Annotated in this window: 19 protein-coding genes and 1 tRNA gene; 12 read left to right on the top strand and 8 right to left on the bottom strand. The window is 31.6% G+C overall.

The window, feature by feature from the left end:
- Positions 1-213 precede the first annotated feature (213 nt).
- Positions 214-402: a hypothetical protein gene (locus SIB45_RS08870; protein WP_011863195.1), complete on the bottom strand. Its 189-nt coding sequence runs from the start codon at positions 400-402 to the stop codon at positions 214-216.
- A 210-nt stretch (positions 403-612) separates the two neighbouring features.
- Between SIB45_RS08870 and SIB45_RS08865 the strand changes: the two genes are divergently transcribed.
- From SIB45_RS08865 to SIB45_RS08845, 5 genes are all read left to right on the top strand, one after another.
- Positions 613-765 (top strand): hypothetical protein, encoded by a 153-nt coding sequence (locus SIB45_RS08865; protein WP_187146047.1) that lies wholly within the window; start codon positions 613-615, stop codon positions 763-765.
- 6 nt (positions 766-771) lie between these two features.
- Entirely contained in the window at positions 772-1,173 is a 402-nt protein-coding gene (locus SIB45_RS08860) for a hypothetical protein (RefSeq protein WP_011863194.1), read from the top strand.
- A 97-nt stretch (positions 1,174-1,270) separates the two neighbouring features.
- The gene (locus SIB45_RS08855) at positions 1,271-1,438 is read left to right on the top strand and encodes a hypothetical protein (RefSeq protein ID WP_011863193.1); all 168 of its coding nucleotides are present in this window, start codon (positions 1,271-1,273) and stop codon (positions 1,436-1,438) included.
- A 216-nt stretch (positions 1,439-1,654) separates the two neighbouring features.
- The gene (locus SIB45_RS08850; RefSeq protein ID WP_011863192.1) at positions 1,655-2,383 is read left to right on the top strand and encodes a response regulator transcription factor; all 729 of its coding nucleotides are present in this window, start codon (positions 1,655-1,657) and stop codon (positions 2,381-2,383) included.
- A 2-nt stretch (positions 2,384-2,385) separates the two neighbouring features.
- Entirely contained in the window at positions 2,386-3,540 is a 1,155-nt protein-coding gene (locus SIB45_RS08845) for a sensor histidine kinase (RefSeq protein ID WP_225866347.1), read from the top strand.
- An 89-nt stretch (positions 3,541-3,629) separates the two neighbouring features.
- On the opposite strand, the gene SIB45_RS08840 is transcribed toward SIB45_RS08845, so the two are convergent.
- Entirely contained in the window at positions 3,630-4,979 is a 1,350-nt protein-coding gene (locus SIB45_RS08840; protein WP_011863189.1) for a carbohydrate porin, read from the bottom strand.
- A 350-nt stretch (positions 4,980-5,329) separates the two neighbouring features.
- On the opposite strand from SIB45_RS08840, the gene pstS reads away from it, so the two are divergent.
- A complete protein-coding gene (gene pstS, locus SIB45_RS08835; RefSeq protein ID WP_041484704.1) occupies positions 5,330-6,316 on the top strand; it encodes a phosphate ABC transporter substrate-binding protein PstS in 987 nt (328 codons plus the stop codon).
- Positions 6,317-6,362: 46 nt separating this feature from the next.
- Here the strand turns inward: pstS and chrA are convergent, their stop codons facing one another.
- The 3 genes from chrA to SIB45_RS08820 are packed head-to-tail and all read right to left on the bottom strand — an operon-like array spanning position 6,363 to position 9,913.
- A complete protein-coding gene (gene chrA, locus SIB45_RS08830; protein ID WP_011863187.1) occupies positions 6,363-7,589 on the bottom strand; it encodes a chromate efflux transporter in 1,227 nt (408 codons plus the stop codon).
- Positions 7,590-7,619: 30 nt separating this feature from the next.
- A complete protein-coding gene (gene arsJ, locus SIB45_RS08825; RefSeq protein ID WP_011863186.1) occupies positions 7,620-8,879 on the bottom strand; it encodes an organoarsenical effux MFS transporter ArsJ in 1,260 nt (419 codons plus the stop codon).
- A gap of 11 nt (positions 8,880-8,890) precedes the next feature.
- On the bottom strand, positions 8,891-9,913 hold the full coding sequence (locus tag SIB45_RS08820; protein ID WP_011863185.1) for an ArsJ-associated glyceraldehyde-3-phosphate dehydrogenase: 1,023 nt from the start codon (positions 9,911-9,913) through the stop codon (positions 8,891-8,893).
- 166 nt (positions 9,914-10,079) lie between these two features.
- On the opposite strand from SIB45_RS08820, the gene SIB45_RS08815 reads away from it, so the two are divergent.
- Positions 10,080-10,352 carry an ArsR/SmtB family transcription factor gene (locus tag SIB45_RS08815; protein ID WP_011863184.1) on the top strand — a complete coding sequence of 91 codons (273 nt, stop codon included), beginning with the start codon at positions 10,080-10,082 and terminating at the stop codon, positions 10,350-10,352.
- Positions 10,353-10,370: 18 nt separating this feature from the next.
- Here the strand turns inward: SIB45_RS08815 and SIB45_RS08810 are convergent, their stop codons facing one another.
- Positions 10,371-10,577, bottom strand: a complete 207-nt coding sequence (locus tag SIB45_RS08810; protein ID WP_144038817.1) for a hypothetical protein — start codon at positions 10,575-10,577, stop codon at positions 10,371-10,373.
- A gap of 901 nt (positions 10,578-11,478) precedes the next feature.
- Between SIB45_RS08810 and SIB45_RS08805 the strand changes: the two genes are divergently transcribed.
- Both SIB45_RS08805 and SIB45_RS08800 read left to right on the top strand, forming a co-directional pair.
- Entirely contained in the window at positions 11,479-11,616 is a 138-nt protein-coding gene (locus SIB45_RS08805; protein ID WP_011863181.1) for a hypothetical protein, read from the top strand.
- Positions 11,558-12,262 (top strand): HupE/UreJ family protein, encoded by a 705-nt coding sequence (locus SIB45_RS08800; RefSeq protein ID WP_011863180.1) that lies wholly within the window; start codon positions 11,558-11,560, stop codon positions 12,260-12,262. The genes SIB45_RS08805 and SIB45_RS08800 overlap by 59 nt, the downstream gene beginning before the upstream one ends.
- Positions 12,263-12,450: 188 nt before the next feature.
- Here SIB45_RS08800 and SIB45_RS08795 read toward each other — a convergent pair.
- Both SIB45_RS08795 and SIB45_RS08790 read right to left on the bottom strand, forming a co-directional pair.
- Positions 12,451-12,524 (bottom strand) — tRNA-Pro (locus tag SIB45_RS08795).
- A 276-nt stretch (positions 12,525-12,800) separates the two neighbouring features.
- Positions 12,801-13,361 (bottom strand): 2OG-Fe(II) oxygenase, encoded by a 561-nt coding sequence (locus SIB45_RS08790; protein WP_011863179.1) that lies wholly within the window; start codon positions 13,359-13,361, stop codon positions 12,801-12,803.
- Between the two features lie 383 nt (positions 13,362-13,744).
- Between SIB45_RS08790 and SIB45_RS08785 the strand changes: the two genes are divergently transcribed.
- From SIB45_RS08785 to SIB45_RS08775, 3 genes are all read left to right on the top strand, one after another.
- Positions 13,745-13,882 carry a hypothetical protein gene (locus tag SIB45_RS08785; protein ID WP_413682125.1) on the top strand — a complete coding sequence of 46 codons (138 nt, stop codon included), beginning with the start codon at positions 13,745-13,747 and terminating at the stop codon, positions 13,880-13,882.
- Between the two features lie 251 nt (positions 13,883-14,133).
- Positions 14,134-15,291, top strand: coding sequence for a carbohydrate porin (locus SIB45_RS08780; RefSeq protein ID WP_011863176.1), 1,158 nt, complete (start codon positions 14,134-14,136; stop codon positions 15,289-15,291).
- 153 nt (positions 15,292-15,444) lie between these two features.
- The gene (locus tag SIB45_RS08775) at positions 15,445-16,644 is read left to right on the top strand and encodes a hypothetical protein (protein ID WP_011863175.1); all 1,200 of its coding nucleotides are present in this window, start codon (positions 15,445-15,447) and stop codon (positions 16,642-16,644) included.
- Positions 16,645-17,135: the final 491 nt, after the last annotated feature.

Raw genomic sequence — 17,135 nt, 5'->3', positions numbered from 1 at the left:
TATACAGTGAATGAGAATCCCGTTCCCTATTCTCATTTCATGCGTCCAAATAAATTGGATGAACGTTGAAGTAAGCTAACATTAAAAAAAGAAGGTCGGATTTAAGATATATTTAAAAAATATTTAAAAGTAGTTTTTAATAAAATTTTAAATAAAAATTTTATCTAGAGGTAAAATTTCTTGGACCATGATTGTGTCTGGATAGACTTCATTTTATGTATCTTTATACAATCTTCTTGATTGTGGTGATTTAAGGGCGTTATTGTAATTTTCAATAAATTCCGAATCATCCAAAAAAGATTTATTTTCTCTTTTAAAACTTTCTTTATAAGAATATTTGATATGCCCTATTTCTTGGGCTTGATTTGAGTTTTTGGGAGAAGGTGAATTTTTTATAATCATTTATTATTTTTTTTATATGATTGTCTTCAATATTCAAGGCATAAAAATATAGAAGACGATTTTAATTTAAAATAATTGGATTAAGAAGTTATTAAGTAAAAAATAAATTTTTTTTAAATGGCTTAAATTTCTAAAATAGATATTTGTTGTTATTTCTTAGCTTAATCAAAATTTAAATATGATTTAACAATAGGGATTTAGAAAATATGTATGGATAAAAAACAACTTGTTAACTTCATCACTCTTTCGATTCTTCAAACTAAAAGAGTTGAAGATAGATTATTTAGAAAGGAAATCCAAAACTATCTTATTAAACTAAATAAAAGTCAATTAGAAGAAATTATTAGTGAATTTATCATTTAAAAAATCATGAAAAAGCTATTAGTTTTATTTATCCTTATTATTACTTCTTGCAGTACAAAAGATGAATTATCCATTACCCAAGATGATTTATCCATTACAAAAGATGAAATTTCCATTAAGAAAGATAAATCATCCATTACTGATGAAAAAAAATTGTTTTATGTAACTAAAGAAACTGCTGTTCGTCTTTGTGGAGGTAAATCCAGAATAATTGAAAGTGAAAATGAAGAAATCATCAAAATAGAAGTCAAAGATTTTTCAAGTGCTGAAAAAGAAAAATTTGTTCAATTTACTCTCGTTGAGACAGATAGAAAAGGTGGGAAATATAGAATTGTTAATTGTTATCCAAATAAAGATCCGAAAAAATCGGTAATTAAAACAATCAAGACTAACTACAAGTTAAATTAGTCTTAGGTTAACTAGATCAAATGAAAATATTTAAATGATATTTAAAGCTGCTTTAAACTAAATAATCTATAAAAAAAGAGTAGAAATATTTTTTATTATGCATCCAAGCAAAGTAGTCAAAGATCCAAAAATCAACGATACTTATTACGATCCAGATGTTGATAAGCTTTATCAATATGTAAAAATTGGTGACTTTCCGCCAGAATGGGTAGTGACAAATATAGATGAAGATGACGATTATTATTACGCTTCGATGGGATATTAGTTTTAATATCTATTATTAAATTCAATAAATTTGTCTCTTTAATATTTTGTGTGAGGAAGATTAAAGAGACAATCTAAATATAGATAAAAGGGTTTAAGGGAAAATTAAAAAGAAAATAAGATTAAATGAAAAAAATAATAATTCAATGTAAATTAATTATGAAATAATTAGATCAAATAATTTTGATTATATAAAATAAAATTGTTGGAACTTTCAATGGCTATTAAAGATCATAAAAGTTTGCAAGACTCAAGAATTCTTCTTGTAGAGGATGATAAGAGTATTAGGCTTACAGTCAGTGAAACCTTGAGCAGCGAAGGTTTTAGAGTATCAAGTTTCAAAGACGGTTTAAGTGCCTTAGATTTTATTAATAATGATATTAAAAAAGATGTTGACCTAATAATTCTAGATTTAATGTTGCCAGGACTAAATGGATTAGAGTTATGTAGAAAAATAAGAAATGATGAAGACTATACACCCATACTAATTTTGAGTGCTAAAGATAATGAATCAGACAGGGTTCTTGGATTAGAGGTTGGTGCAGATGATTATTTAACAAAACCTTTTGGTTTAAATGAATTAATTGCTAGATCTAGAGCCTTAATAAGAAGATCTAAACGTAATAAAAAAAATATAGAAAAATCACACACTGTAATCGAGTTTAATCACATAAAAATGTTTCTGGAAGAATGTAGGGTAACTTCTTTTGATAAAGAAATAACATTATCTCCAAAAGAATTTAAATTATTAGAGTTATTTATGAAAAATCCAAAAAGGGTATGGTCAAGAGATTTAATTCTGGAAAAAATTTGGGAAATTGACTTTATTGGTGATACTAAAACTGTAGATGTTCATGTTAGGTGGCTCAGAGAGAAACTAGAAGAAGATCCCTCAGCTCCAAAGTTTCTTAAAACTGTAAGAGGTTTTGGATATAAGTTTGGATGAAAATGAAAACTCTACAAGAAGTATTATTGTTTTTACATCAGAAGTGGAAAATAAAAGTCAAGCATTTTTCTCAATCAAAAGAAAAAAAATTTGAAGTTGATAAAAATAAGTATAAAAGAACTATTGATTTCCCATTTGACAAAATTAGACCTCAAGAAATGTTGTCTTGGTTGGATTATTCATCACAAGGATGGATAATCTTATCATCAGACCTAACAATAAAATTTATTAATAAAAAGGCTTTATCTCTTATTAGGTTTATTAAATATAAAGATGTCATTGGAAAAGCAATTAATGATATTAATGAGCTTGAATTACTGAGAAATAAAATTCTTTACTCAAGAAAAAAAGATTTTCCAGTCAGCATTGATTTCACCATCGCAGGAGAACCTATTTGGGCAAATATTGTTAGAGGAAGTAAAAAGAATTATTTAATATTGTTGGAAAGTAAATTATCAATTGAATCCATAAAAAAACGACAAAATCAATTAATTAATGATGTATCTCATGAATTGAAAACCCCTCTTACATCTCTTATTTTAATTGGGGAAAGACTGGAAGCAGTAGTATCAAAAAAGGATAGGTATCTTGTTAAAAGGCTTAAGAAAGAGTCAAAAAGATTGCGAAAAATGGCCGAAGAGACTTTAGAGCTTTCCAAGTTAGAAAGTAGCGAATCTTTTAATAAAAATAAAAAAATATCTATTTCAGATTTGGTAATGGAATCTTGGCAAACCTTAAAACCGCTTGCAGATAAAAAAAATATAAAAATAAATTTATTTATACCAACAAAATATTATATTTCTGGTGATATTGAAAATTTAAAGAGAGCATTTATAAATATTTTGGATAACTCTATACGTTACTCCCCAACAAATGAGGAAATACAAATTGAAATTTTTAAGAGAGACAGCTCTGTTGTTATAAGAGTGAGGGATAAAGGTATTGGATTAGAAGAAAATGAATATAATGATATTTTTTCTCGTTTTTATCGTGGGGATCCATCAAGGACTAAATTTAAGAAAAGTGGTAGTGGTTTAGGTCTTTCAATAACAAAAAAAATAATCAATAACAATAAAGGGTTTATAAAGGCTTTTAATCATAAAGATGGTGGAGCGATTGTTGAAACCATCTTTCCGTGTATTAATACCGATATATAATAAAAATTTAAATTCTTAAAGGTAAAAAAAAAGACCTGTATTTAGCAGGTCTTTTTAATGTGTGTAAGATTTCTAAATTAAACTTTAATTTAGAATTTAAATGTTGTTTTAACCATTACACCAGTTTGATCTGGAGTGCCAGCTGTTGATGACTCCTTGACGAAAACAAGAGGAGTAATAGTCATACCATCATTTAATGGGTAGTCATAATATACTTCATACATCATCTCTTCAGTTATAGAACCAGCAGATTCAGTCATAGATCCATTAGTACCTACAGCAGCACCAAGTTCACCTGGACCTACATCACCGTTAATTCCGACGAAGTACGCTAATGTTTCGTCCACATTTGCGTCAGCAACATCGAGATCTCCGACTTCATAACCAGCACTGATGTTTAAACCGTTATCAAATGAATAGAAACCGTTTAATGCTGTATATGTTTCGTTACTAGCACCATCCTCTTGCATTCCGTAAGTTAAAGAAACGCCGTAGTTATCAGCAATATAAGCTAAGTTAGCACCGTAAGCGTCATTTTTAGCTGTAGTCATAAGACCTTCTTCATTACCTGCATAACCTACAGCAGCAGTAAAGCCATTACCGAAATCATATTCAGCCATTGCAGAAGCACCAGCATTATCGATATTTGCGTTTACATTACCACAATCATCAAGAGTGTTGGATGGACCACCATAAGCACATGCTGTTGTGAATATTTTACTACCGTCATACCCGTCAGAAACGAGAGCAGTCAAGTTATCTCCCAAAGGAAATTTGTATGCAACACCGTCGACTTTAAGAAAGTCGTCTGTATTGTTAAGGTCGAATTCATCGACTGGATTACCACTTGTTCCATTACCAGAATCAATTTTTACTGTTAATGAATCATCACCAGTAAAACTAGTTTTTATTGCAGAATCAAAAGTGTATTGGAAATTAACAGCTTCGTCACCATCAGTAACTGTGGCTGTTACACCTTTACCATCAACAGCACCGATTGCCATCCGAGCTTTGAATGAAATAGTAGATGTCTCAGAAAAACTTCCAGCTTCGATTGTATTTACACGAGATTCGAGGCCATCCACTCTTCCTTTCATAATTGCCAACTCAGAACCAAGCTCATCACTAAGTCTATCAATCGCAGCTCCGTTCATTAAGCCTTCACTGCCTGCAATTAAGTTGTTTAATTCAGCGGCAGCTTCTAAACGAGTAACTGAGTTTCCATTGAATTTTGAACTATTTGTAAGATCCTTTAATGAATCGTAAGCCCAATCTCCAGGGACTAAAGTTTCTGATTTAAAGTTGTCTAAAGATACTAAATTGTTAGTACTAGAATAATCACTAAGATCAGATGTATTGATCTCAGCAGCATTTACTGCAAATCCTGAAACAAGTGAAATGATTGCAGGAGCAGCAATTAATTTTTGAAAAAGTTTCATGTTCCTCAAACACGTAGAAATGGATAATAATCCATCTACATATGAACGAATTTAGGTTAAGAAACGGGTAAGAAATAAAGTCAAAAAGGAAATTTAAAGAGACCTTAAACATCTCTTAAACTAAAAGAAAAATTGTCTGCAAATTTTAAAATTTTTATTAATAAAAGTTCAAAATTTATATGAATTTATAATCAAATTTTTTTAAAACCAAATGAAAGTAAGCCAATCTAATATTTAGTTTAAGGTGAGGTTAAGAACTAATTAATTAAAAAATAAACTTTTAATTTAGGAGTATTTGTGTTTGAATTCAGTGCTATATATATGGAGTCTTTAATTTAATCATGACATCCATGAACATTGCTAAGAAAGCTTTGGTTTTCACTTCTGCAGTAGCCATTGCTGCTGGTACAAGTGTTCCTGGCATAAGTGTTTCTGCTAGAACAAGATTAAGTGGTGCTGGGGCATCATTCCCTGCCAAAATTTACACTCGTTGGTTCAAAGATTTAGCCTCTTCAGGTGGACCAAGAGTAAACTATCAAGCTGTTGGTTCAGGCTCTGGAAGAAAAGCTTTTATTGATCAGACAGTAAACTTTGGTGCTTCTGATGATCCTATGAAGGATAAAGATATAGCAAAGGTAACAAGAGGATTAGTACAGATTCCTATGGTTGGAGGAACTATTGCTTTTGGTTATAACTATGATTGTGATTTGAAACTTTCCCAAGAGAAAGCAGTACAAGTTGCTATGGGTATGGTTAAAAACTGGAAAGAATTAGGCTGTAAACCTGGTAAATTAACTTGGGCACATCGTTCTGACGGATCAGGCACAACCAAAGCTTTTACTAACTCTATGGAAGCTTTTTCAAAAACCTGGACATTAGGCACTGGTAAGTCTGTTAAGTGGCCAGCAGGCGTTGGAGCAAAAGGTAATTCTGGTGTTGCAGGTGTAATTCAAAACACTCCAGGCGCAATTGGTTATGTAAATCAGTCATATATTAAAGGTAATGTGAAAGCTGCTGCACTTCAGAACCTTTCTGGAGAATATGTAAAGCCTACAGTTGAGGCAGGAGCTAAAGCTCTCAATGGTATTACTTTAGATGAAAATCTCGCTGGTAAAAATCCTAATCCAACAGCAAAAGGAGCATATCCTATAGCTTCATTGACATGGATACTTGCCTATGAAGAAGGTAATGGTAGAAACACTAAAGCTATCAAACAAGCCTTTAATACATTATTAAGTGATGAGTATCAAGATAAAGCTCCATCACTTGGATTTGTTCCTTTGAAAGGCGATATTCTTGAGAAATCAAGAGCTGCTGTAAAAAGAATCGGTAAATAAACCGTAAGACAAATATTTAAAAGGGGGAATTTATTTCCTCCTTTTTTTATGCAAACAAATATTTTGATAAACCTAATATTAAAGAAAAAAGAATAAGTATGTATGTTGGAACTATTTTAAAAAAAGATAATAGTGTGGAGATTAAAACTATAAAAATAGAGCTAATTAAAAAGAATTTTGATGAAAAACTATCTTCAATTAAATTAAAGCCAGAGAAAATAACTGCTCCAGGAATTGTATTGATTACTCCTTCGATAAAGTAATTAATCGATTTAATTCTGTTTTTTATGAAGCCTTTTCCAAAAACAAAAATCATTAAAAAACTTGGTAAAAAAATTGCAAAAGTTGATATAAATGAATACTTTATAGCTTCATGTATTCCTCCGACCGAAAACCCAGCTTTGTATCCAATAAAACTTGTAGTTAATAAGACAGGGCCAGGTGTTATCTGGCCAATCATTATCCCATCTATAAATTCATTATTTGTTAACCATCCTTGCGAGATAACATAATCACTCATTAGAGGAATGATTACTAATCCCCCTCCAAAAATAAAAAGTCCAGATTTAAAGAAGAAAAAAAACAGATTAAGATAATCTATTAAAAACTTTGAGTTTGTAGAGAGCTTTAAAAAATTATAAAACTTGGCAATATCCAAAAAGATTGAGCTAGTTAAGAATGAGGTTGTTGAAAATATAGATAAAGGAACCAAGCTATAAAAAATATTTTTCCATTTCTGTAAGAAAATATTTATCAAACCTGCAATAGTAAGAATTGTTATGAGGGGAAATTGAATACTATTATATTTTGCAAATATAAGTAGAAATAAGATTGAGCTAGAGAATAATACCCGATCTAACCTTAATCTTTTTTTTAAAAGAACTAATGAAAATGAAAAAATTATTCCTGCAATAATAGGAGGATTAAAATAAATTAAATCATTTAGAAATTTTGATCCAGAATAAATTTGCCAAAAAAAGCTAAGAACTAATACTGAAACGAATCCTGGGATAATGAAACATATACCGGATATCAATCCACCGAGATAACCATTAATTTTAAGACCTAGATATATTGCTAATTGAGTGGATATTGGCCCTGGAAGCAATTGACATAAACCAATACCTTTTTCAAAAGATTGGGTTGAGATCAATTTTTTATTATTTATAAGTTCATCTTCGAATAAGGAAATATGAGCATAGGGTCCTCCAAAACTTAAAATACCAATTTTTAGGAAAGTTTTTGCAAGTTCAATTAAGGATATTTTTGCCATTAAAATATTCTAATTCCTAAAAATTAGTCTTTATGGAGCTGATAAGCTTTGTTTGATTGATGGTAATTTAAGACTCGAAATCCAAGATAAGAATATTAAAAGTGATGAAAAATAAAGACAATATTGAAGACCAATACTCGGATTTCTCCCAATCATAAATAGTAAGCCAGATAGTAATGTTCCAACTAGTCTTCCAGCAGCATTTGCCATGTAATAGAAGCCAACATTTAAACTGACTTTTTCATTATCAGAGTATGCCAAAATCATATAAGAATGTGTAGAGGAATTCATTGCAAAAACAAATCCAAAAATAGTAAGTCCTAAAATTATTGCTATTGATGGAGAACTTTCTCTCCATAATGCGACTCCTATCAAAGATGGTATTACCATTAATACGGCACTCCAAAATTGGATAGCTTTACGATCTGGACTTTCTTTCTGGCCCCATATCTTTCTAATTGCTGGAGCAGAAGCCTGAACAATTCCATAACCTATTACCCAGGCCCCAAGAAATAATCCTATTTCCATGTAGTCCCAACCAAATGCCATATCTAGGAATACTGGAAGAGCTACAACAAACCAAACATCTCTTGCTCCAAAAAGAAAGAATCTTGCTGCAGAAAGAATATTTATGGCATTTGATTTTGAAAAAAGATCATTAAAAGCTGGTTTGGTTTTCATCTTGCCAATTTCTCCAGGTAAAATTAATGTCAATAAAAAGGCTAAGCAGAGTCCAAAACCCATAATTCCTACAGCATTATTGAATCCAAATAACTTATATAAAAGTCCACCCAAGAAAAAACCAACTCCCTTAAGAGCATTTTTAGATCCAGTTAAAATAGCAACCCATTTAAAAAGTTGTTTTTGGCCAGTATCATTGCCATCATTTGTCTCTGGGACAACTGTCTTAACAGCACTTTTAGCACTCATTTTGTTTAAATCTTTTGCTATTCCACTAACTGCTTGAGCAACCATAACGTATGCGACACTAAAAATTACCGGCCAATCCTCCTTAACTGGAATAAGCATGAAAAGGGCAATGATTTGAAGGATAGTCCCAATCCATAAAGTAAGCCTTAATCCATATCTTGCTCCTATCCAGCCACCATAAAGATTAGTAATTATTCCAAAAAACTCATAAAAAAGGAAAAGTAAAGCAATTTGTAGAGTTGTGTAACCTAGCTCATGAAAGTGACCAACAACTAATAATCTTAATGCGCCGTCAGTAAGCGTGAACGCCCAATAGTTTGCTGTTACAACACTATATTGTTGAATATTAGATAACTTCATAAAGACATAAATTAAATCTCTTTTTTGATTACATATTCAGTAAGATCTGCAAGTCTGCAGCTGTAACCCCACTCGTTGTCATACCAAGCGTATATCTTTAATAAATTTGAATTAACAACCATCGTTGATAAACTATCAACTATTGAACTTCTAGAGTCATTTACATAATCTGCAGAAACTAAAGGTCTTTCTTCGTAGCCAAGAATTCCTTTTAAATAAGTTTCTGAAGCTTCCTTTAGTGCCATATTCACTTGTTCAGTTGTCACTTCTTTATTTAATTCAAAAACTGCATCTGTTAAAGAACCATTAAGTAGAGGAACTCTTACTGCATGTCCATTTAATTTTCCTTTTAATTCTGGAAAGATCTCAGCGATAGCTTTAGCAGATCCAGTGGTAGTAGGTATTAAACTTTGCATACATCCTCTTGCTCTCCTCAGATCACTTTTATAAAAATCTACAGGAACTTGAGTGTTCGTTACATCGTGAATAGTTGTAATAGCACCGTGTTTAATAGAAAAATTTTCATTAATTACCTTTACTATCGGAGCTAAACAATTTGTAGTGCAGGATGCTGCAGTTACTAATTTATGTTTGGTAGGGTCATAAAGACTTTGATTTATACCGTAAACAATATTCAGTGATTCAGCTTCTGCAACAATTCCTTTGACTGGACAAGCTACTATTACTCTTTTCATCCCAAGAGTATCAAAATAGGGATTTAGTTTGTCTGGCTTTTTATTCTTTCCTGTACATTCCAAAATAATATCTACAGAAGATTTTTCCCAAGGAATATCAAGGTAATTTTTAAAAGATGTGTAGGTTAATTTCTTTCCATCAATTATTATTTCTTCTTCTTTTACCTTTATATCTTTCACCCATCTACCATGGACTGAATCGAATTCGAGTAAATGCGCAGCAGCATTCGAATCTCCTGCTATCTCATTTATATGAGTTATTTCTATATCAGCTCTATCCCATAATGCTCTGAAAACTAATCTGCCAATTCTTCCAAAACCATTAATTCCAATTTTCATCACTGTTGAAATTTTCTATATTAATTATAGATCAAAATATTTTGATGTATCAAGTTGTTTTGATTAATGAAATCTTTTTTATTTAAGCTATATTTAGGGAAATTTAATTACTTTAAAATTGTTAAAAAATATTAGCAAAGTAAAAAAAGAAGATATATCTGAGTTGATGGTTTCATTTTCTGATCCTTTTAGGCTAGAAATAATAGACCTAATGATGGAGGGAGAAGTTTGTGTTTGCGATATTATGAAATTAACTAAGTTATCTCAATCAAGAATTTCATATCACATAAAAATTTTGAAGGAAGCTGGTCTTATCTCAGACAGACAAGAAGGTAGATGGGTGTACTACAGCCTAAATAAAGAATCTCTCTTTTTGATCAAGGAATGGATAACTTCTTTGACAGATTATTCCTCAAATAGAAAACGTTGCTGTGAATAAATTTTATTTTAGATTTTATTAATTAACTTCTGATTCCCTGTCATAAGTCATTCCTGATTGTTCCATCCACTCAGCTTTAGTTTTGCAATTTTGTTTGTGATTAAAGATGTGAAAACCTTCAATAATAATCATTATGGATAGAAGCAAAACAGGAATAAAATATACAGGTGAAGATATTACTTCTTTATATTTGATTTGAGCAATGAATTCCTTGTATTTAAACATCCCCACAATTTCTATTTAATAAATAATATTCACCTATGGTTAAGTAAAGTTAAAGGAAAAATTTTTTTAATATCTGGAATATAGATATGAAGTTATTTTATTTCTAACTTTTTCGCCTTCCTCAATATTTGATTCTTCAAAAAAACAAGCGCGTCTAATTTTTCTCCTTTTTCTTCAATTTTTACAAATTTCATTATTGAGAAAACAACTGCAAGATTTGAGGAAACTTTACAAAGCTAGTAATACCAATAGCCCATTTGAGGGAATTTTGAGGGAAGGTATTTTTGAGGGAAATATAGTATTAGCTGAGACTTACTGCTATAACTGATCGGGGCGACAGGATTCGAACCTGCGACCTAGTGCTCCCAAAGCACTTGTATGTAACTTTGAGAAAAATATAAGAATATAGATTATAACTAGGCTTTTCTGTTGTGTTGGAACGTTTCTGAGTCTCAAATTTATGCCTTGCGATCGCATGAATTCGCATGAGATCGTCACTTAGCTACCCCTCTAGCTACCCCTTTTACACCCGAGTGCCTTCTTGTAGTTATCACCCCAAAAAATAATTGATAGTCGCTATTGAATTCCAAGAAGAAAGAATTAATGCTTTGGAAGGTAAAAGAATTATTGAAATAGAAGCTGAGTGAAGTTATCTTTTTAAATAATAATCATGAATATGATTTTCATTATCAAAATATTATTTAAAAGGTTTGTTATTGTTTTGCTAAATAATATTCATGAACATGATTATCATTTTAAAATTTTGTTAAATAATATATTTCTTAATTAAATAAAAATGATAATCGTTTTTTAATTTAATTTTATAAAATGTATAAAAATATTTACTAGCAATGATTTTTAGTCATATATTGTTTATATTTAGAAATAAATTTTCCAAATTATGGTTATTACTTTTACAAAACATTTAGTAACAGATACTTTGATTTTAAACGAGAAAGAAGTTTGTCCAGGTTGTGGTTGTGTTTGTCCTTGCGAATGTACAGATTGTGAAGAATGTTCACCATGCAAAGATCATTAATTTAAATAGAAAAATGAATTCTAAAAATTTTTTTCATAAGAACTTAAAAGTCTCTTTAATAATCTTCCCTGTATATTTGTTTTTTATTAGTATCTATAATCCAGTATTTGCTCATCATCCATTTGGTATGGGTGAGAGTTCCACATTAACTTCCTGGCAGGGATTTATCAGTGGTATTGGTCATCCCTTATTAGGTCCAGACCATCTCCTTTTTATTTTGGCAATAAGTCTTATTGGATTGAGATTCCCAAAAAAATGGATATTACCTTTATTAGGTTTTGGTTTAATTGGAAGTGCTATTGCGCAAATTTTGTCATTGCCAGAATTTATGATTCCCTACGCAGAAGCATTAGTATCTTTAAGCTTAGTTTTAGAAAGTTTGATAATTTTGGGCTATTTACCTAGCTCATTACTTTTACCCATGATCTCTTTGCATGGTTACTTGATAGGAGGTGCAATTGTTGGTGCTGAGCAAAGTCCTCTATTAAGTTACTTTTTAGGAATATTTATAGGGCAAGGATCTTTGCTCTTAATAGTCCTATACTTATCAGAGCATATTGGAAAAATTTTAAAGAATAAAAATTTGGTTTCGGGAATTTTAATCGGTATTGGAGCAGCCTTTTCATGGGTCGCACTTATTGATTAATAAGTGTTCTAAAATTTTTGGGGAACAACCTAATTGATGGAATTGTCAATAAAAGGCACTAGATAAGTAAGTGACGACCGCAACAACTGTATCCTAGCTACCCCTTTAGCTACATTTTCTTAATGTGAGACAACAAATAATAAAAAAGCGAGTTGGGAGACTCGCTAGTATGACTTGGTTTTTAAGAGTCGGGGCGACAGGATTCAAACCTGCGACCTAGTGCTCCCAAAGCACCCGCGCTACCAAGCTGCGCCACGCCCCGCTCATAAGATCTTAGTTCATAACAGACATCTATAAAAGAGTAAATAGCAAAATTTTTTGTAAAAAATATTATTTATGCATAAATATGCTTTCTCTCACTAATCTCTCACTAATTTTTAAACTGATTTTCGTGAATAAATATGGTGCTTTAAAATCACTCTTGCTAAAAATAGTTATTGAATATGACTTCTAAAATGTATATTCTTTATTTGTTAATCTTTTTCATAAAAACTTTCTTCTCATTCAATAGAAATATAATTTTTTAAATTCAATAACTTTATCTGAAAGGAGGTCCAGAGTACCAAGCTACTAATGATTTCCTTACTCCCGAACTAACAGGTCTAACTCTATGCCAAACATCAGACTGAAAAAAGATTGCAGAACCTTTTTTCAATTTAAAAGTTTCATATCTAGGTTCTTTCTCTGGGGGGAATAATTCCAGATCAAATTCGCCTCCTTCATACTCATCAGGATTATTAATGAATAAAGTCATGCTGATTTTTCTTACCGAACCTCCTTTAAGAAACATTTTTGCGCCTTGGTCTACATGCCAATCATATTTTCCTCCGTCACTATATATTCCATATTGGATAGGTTCTATACCTTTAATATCAAAATTCCATTTACAAAGTTCGTTTACTTTTTGACCGATATCAAAAAATAATTTACAAAAAGAAGCTTCTTTTATCCAAGCTTGCTTAGAAATTCTGATGTTAGGATCCCCTTCATTTACTAAACTTTTTTCTATTTGTAAATCCATATTTGAAGTTGTATTATCAATTTTTCTTAGGAAATCTCCCTTGAGTTCTATAACTCTACATCTATCTCCATATTTCATACCTTAATTGGTCTACTTACTAGTTTTATTAACTAATAATTTATCAAACCGATTTAAACTTAATCAGATTAAACCCATTGATCCTGCTGTAAATCCAACTGCTAAAAAAAATGCAAATTCTGTCAAATCTCGTGGCATGGAATTGACAATAAGACTTATTTGAGTCATTTTACCTTGTGCTCCTCAGGTTTATTTTTAAAAAATATAACTAATTATTTTTTTTGTTGAGGTAAATCAAAGTATTTTTTTCTTTTTTCTAAAGATTTCGAAAATACATATTTTATTTTTGATACTTAAATATATAGATATTTATGTTTTGATAGTATGTTTATTTAATGCTCTGCATTTTTCTTAATGCTATATTTTGATTATTAATTTAAATTATGGATTATAAAAAGAAATCTTTAAGCAAATTAAAAAAAAATGAAAGCTACGAAGAAATAGATACAAGATTAGCTTCCGGTTGGTATGTAGACGCCTTAAACGGTAACAACAAAAAAAATATAAAACTAAAGAGGTGATTTTCAAAATTTCTAAAAAGTTAGAATAGGTTTTTTCATCTTCAAAGCTAGAAATAACAAACTAAGAATACATATATATAAAATTACAGATAGAAATTTCAAATTAATTAAAATTTTTTGACTATTAAAAAAATATTGTATAGGTCAACAAACTGTCACATATTTTTTAAAAATGTAGCGGTTGCTACTTGATTTCGTATGGGTTAATACACTATCTTAAGGTGTACTTTAAATTTCGTGTGAGGAAATTTATGAAGCTTTTTAAAAGCTTGCTTGTAGCTCCTGCAACATTAGGACTTTTAGCTCCTGTAGCAGCTACAGCAAATGAAGTTACAATCAGTGACTTCACACCTGCAGAACAACTTGCTATTACAAATAGCCGTGTAGACGGTTTAGAAGCAAGACTAAACAACTTTGAAGCTGGTAGTTTCTCAGAAACAACAACTGCTTCCTTCTCAGTAGATTTCGCGATCGGTGCTGTTGATGGAAGAGGTACAACAACTACAATTACTGATGGAGATGAAGATCTTCAGGCTACTTACGGTTTCCAGATTGACTTGAACACAAGTTTCACTGGGGAAGATTCACTTGATATCTCTCTTGACGCTGGTAATGGTAACGGCTCACTAGGTGAATTCGACCTTAATGGCCCTGCTACTACTGACGCAGCTAATGAAATAACTGCTAGCGACATCCTAACTGTTGATGGTATTTCATATACTTTCCCTCTAGGTGGCGCAACTGCTTTCGTTGGTGACAATACAGATGGAAGTATGCTATTTACTACAGCTTGTGTATATGGCGGACCATCTAACACACTTGATGATTGCGGTAACGTAACTGCTGGAATCACAGGTGGTGGATTATCTATCGGTGCTGCATATGACTTCGATAACGGATTCACAACAGCATTTGGTGCTCAATTCAGTGAAACTGGTATAGCTACTGATGAAACTGACGATTCTTATGCGTTAAACGCTGCATACATTAGCGATAGCTACGGTGCTTCTATCACTTACGCAAACATCGAAGATGGTAACGACAACGATACATACATGGCATTTAATGGTTATTATTCATTTGATAACGGTTTAAACATCAGTGCTGGTTATGAAATCGGTGATCTTGATAATGCAGCTGCAACTGTTGACGAAACAGAAGCTTACTTCGTGGGAATCAACGGTGAAGTTGGACCAGGTGAATTAGGTGCTGCTGCAGGTACTGCCGGAAGAATGGTTGAAACCGCTACTGGAATACCTGATAGGATGATGTATGAAATTTATTATTCATACGCAGTAAATGATGGAATGACAATCACTCCACTTATTTATACTGTGGAAGCTGATCCTGGTGAAACAGGAGATTTGGATGAAACTGGAATTATGGTTAAAACATCATTCAGCTTCTAAATCTAAATTTAATTTAGAAATCTTACACACATTAAAAGACCTGCATGTAGCAGGTCTTTTTTTATTTAGACAACTTTTTTTTTGTCTACCGTGGCTTGTCATTAATCATTATTTAAATTATCTTAAAATTACAAAATTGTGTGAGGACACTTTATGAAGCTTTTCCAACGTTTGTTGGTAGCTCCAGCTGCTTTAGGATTAATTTCACCTATTGCTGCAAATGCTACTGAGATTAACCTCAATGAAATTGCAAACTACTCTGACGTAGAAAACATTGAATTAGCTAACTCTTTTGATAGTGATCAACCAAATAAAAGTCTGCTTCTAGCAGGTGGAGAAGGACTAGCTGATACAGATAGTTATGACGGAGGCTTCTCAGAAACAACAACTGCTTCCTTCTCAGTAGATTTCGCGATCGGTGCTGTTGATGGAAGAGGTACAACAACTACAATTACTGATGGAGATGAAGATCTTCAGGCTACTTACGGTTTCCAGATTGACTTGAACACAAGTTTCACTGGGGAAGATTCACTTGATATCTCTCTTGACGCTGGTAATGGTAACGGCTCACTAGGTGAATTCGACCTTAATGGCCCTGCTACTACTGACGCAGCTAATGAAATAACTGCTAGCGACATCCTAACTGTTGATGGTATTTCATATACTTTCCCTCTAGGTGGCGCAACTGCTTTCGTTGGTGACAATACAGATGGAAGTATGCTATTTACTACAGCTTGTGTATATGGCGGACCATCTAACACACTTGATGATTGCGGTAACGTAACTGCTGGAATCACAGGTGGTGGATTATCTATCGGTGCTGCATATGACTTCGATAACGGATTCACAACAGCATTTGGTGCTCAATTCAGTGAAACTGGTATAGCTACTGATGAAACTGACGATTCTTATGCGTTAAACGCTGCATACATTAGCGATAGCTACGGTGCTTCTATCACTTACGCAAACATCGAAGATGGTAACGACAACGATACATACATGGCATTTAATGGTTATTATTCATTTGATAACGGTTTAAACATCAGTGCTGGTTATGAAATCGGTGATCTTGATAATGCAGCTGCAACTGTTGACGAAACAGAAGCTTACTTCGTGGGAATCAACGGTGAAGTTGGACCAGGTGAATTAGGTGCTGCTGCAGGTACTGCCGGAAGAATGGTTGAAACCGCTACTGGAATACCTGATAGGATGATGTATGAAATTTATTATTCATACGCAGTAAATGATGGAATGACAATCACTCCACTTATTTATACTGTGGAAGCTGATCCTGGTGAAACAGGAGATTTGGATGAAACTGGAATTATGGTTAAAACATCATTCAGCTTCTAAATCTAAATTTAATTTAGAAATCTTACACACATTAAAAGACCTGCATATAGCAGGTCTTTTTTTTTTTTTTTGGAAATTAGAAATAGTTGAAGCTTGAAACTATAAAAGTATTTATTATTAAATTAACAACTAACTTTGGAGGTTTAGTGACACCCATATTTAAATGTTTAATTTGTCGCAAAGATATAGAAAGGTCAACTAAAACATTCTGGAAAAAGAAAGGACACTTACTATGTTCTTCATGTTTAGATACTATCGAAAAAAAATCAACTAAATAAATACTTTTGAAGAATATATTAAATTCTCTAATAAAAATAATTTTTTTCTTGATTTAAGTAATTTTAGTCTGGTAAATCAAATCATAATAAACTATTAAAAATTTAACTTATCACTAGAATGAAAATCTTTTACTAATTTTACGGTTTTTCTAGCCACTACCTAATAGGTTTTTTTATTCAATGAATCTTGAGTTTATAAAATTCAATTTATAC

This window comes from Prochlorococcus sp. MIT 1304, assembly GCF_047305015.1.
Lineage (GTDB): Bacteria > Cyanobacteriota > Cyanobacteriia > PCC-6307 > Cyanobiaceae > Prochlorococcus_A > Prochlorococcus_A marinus_E.
This window is presented reverse-complemented; position numbering and strand designations above follow the sequence as displayed.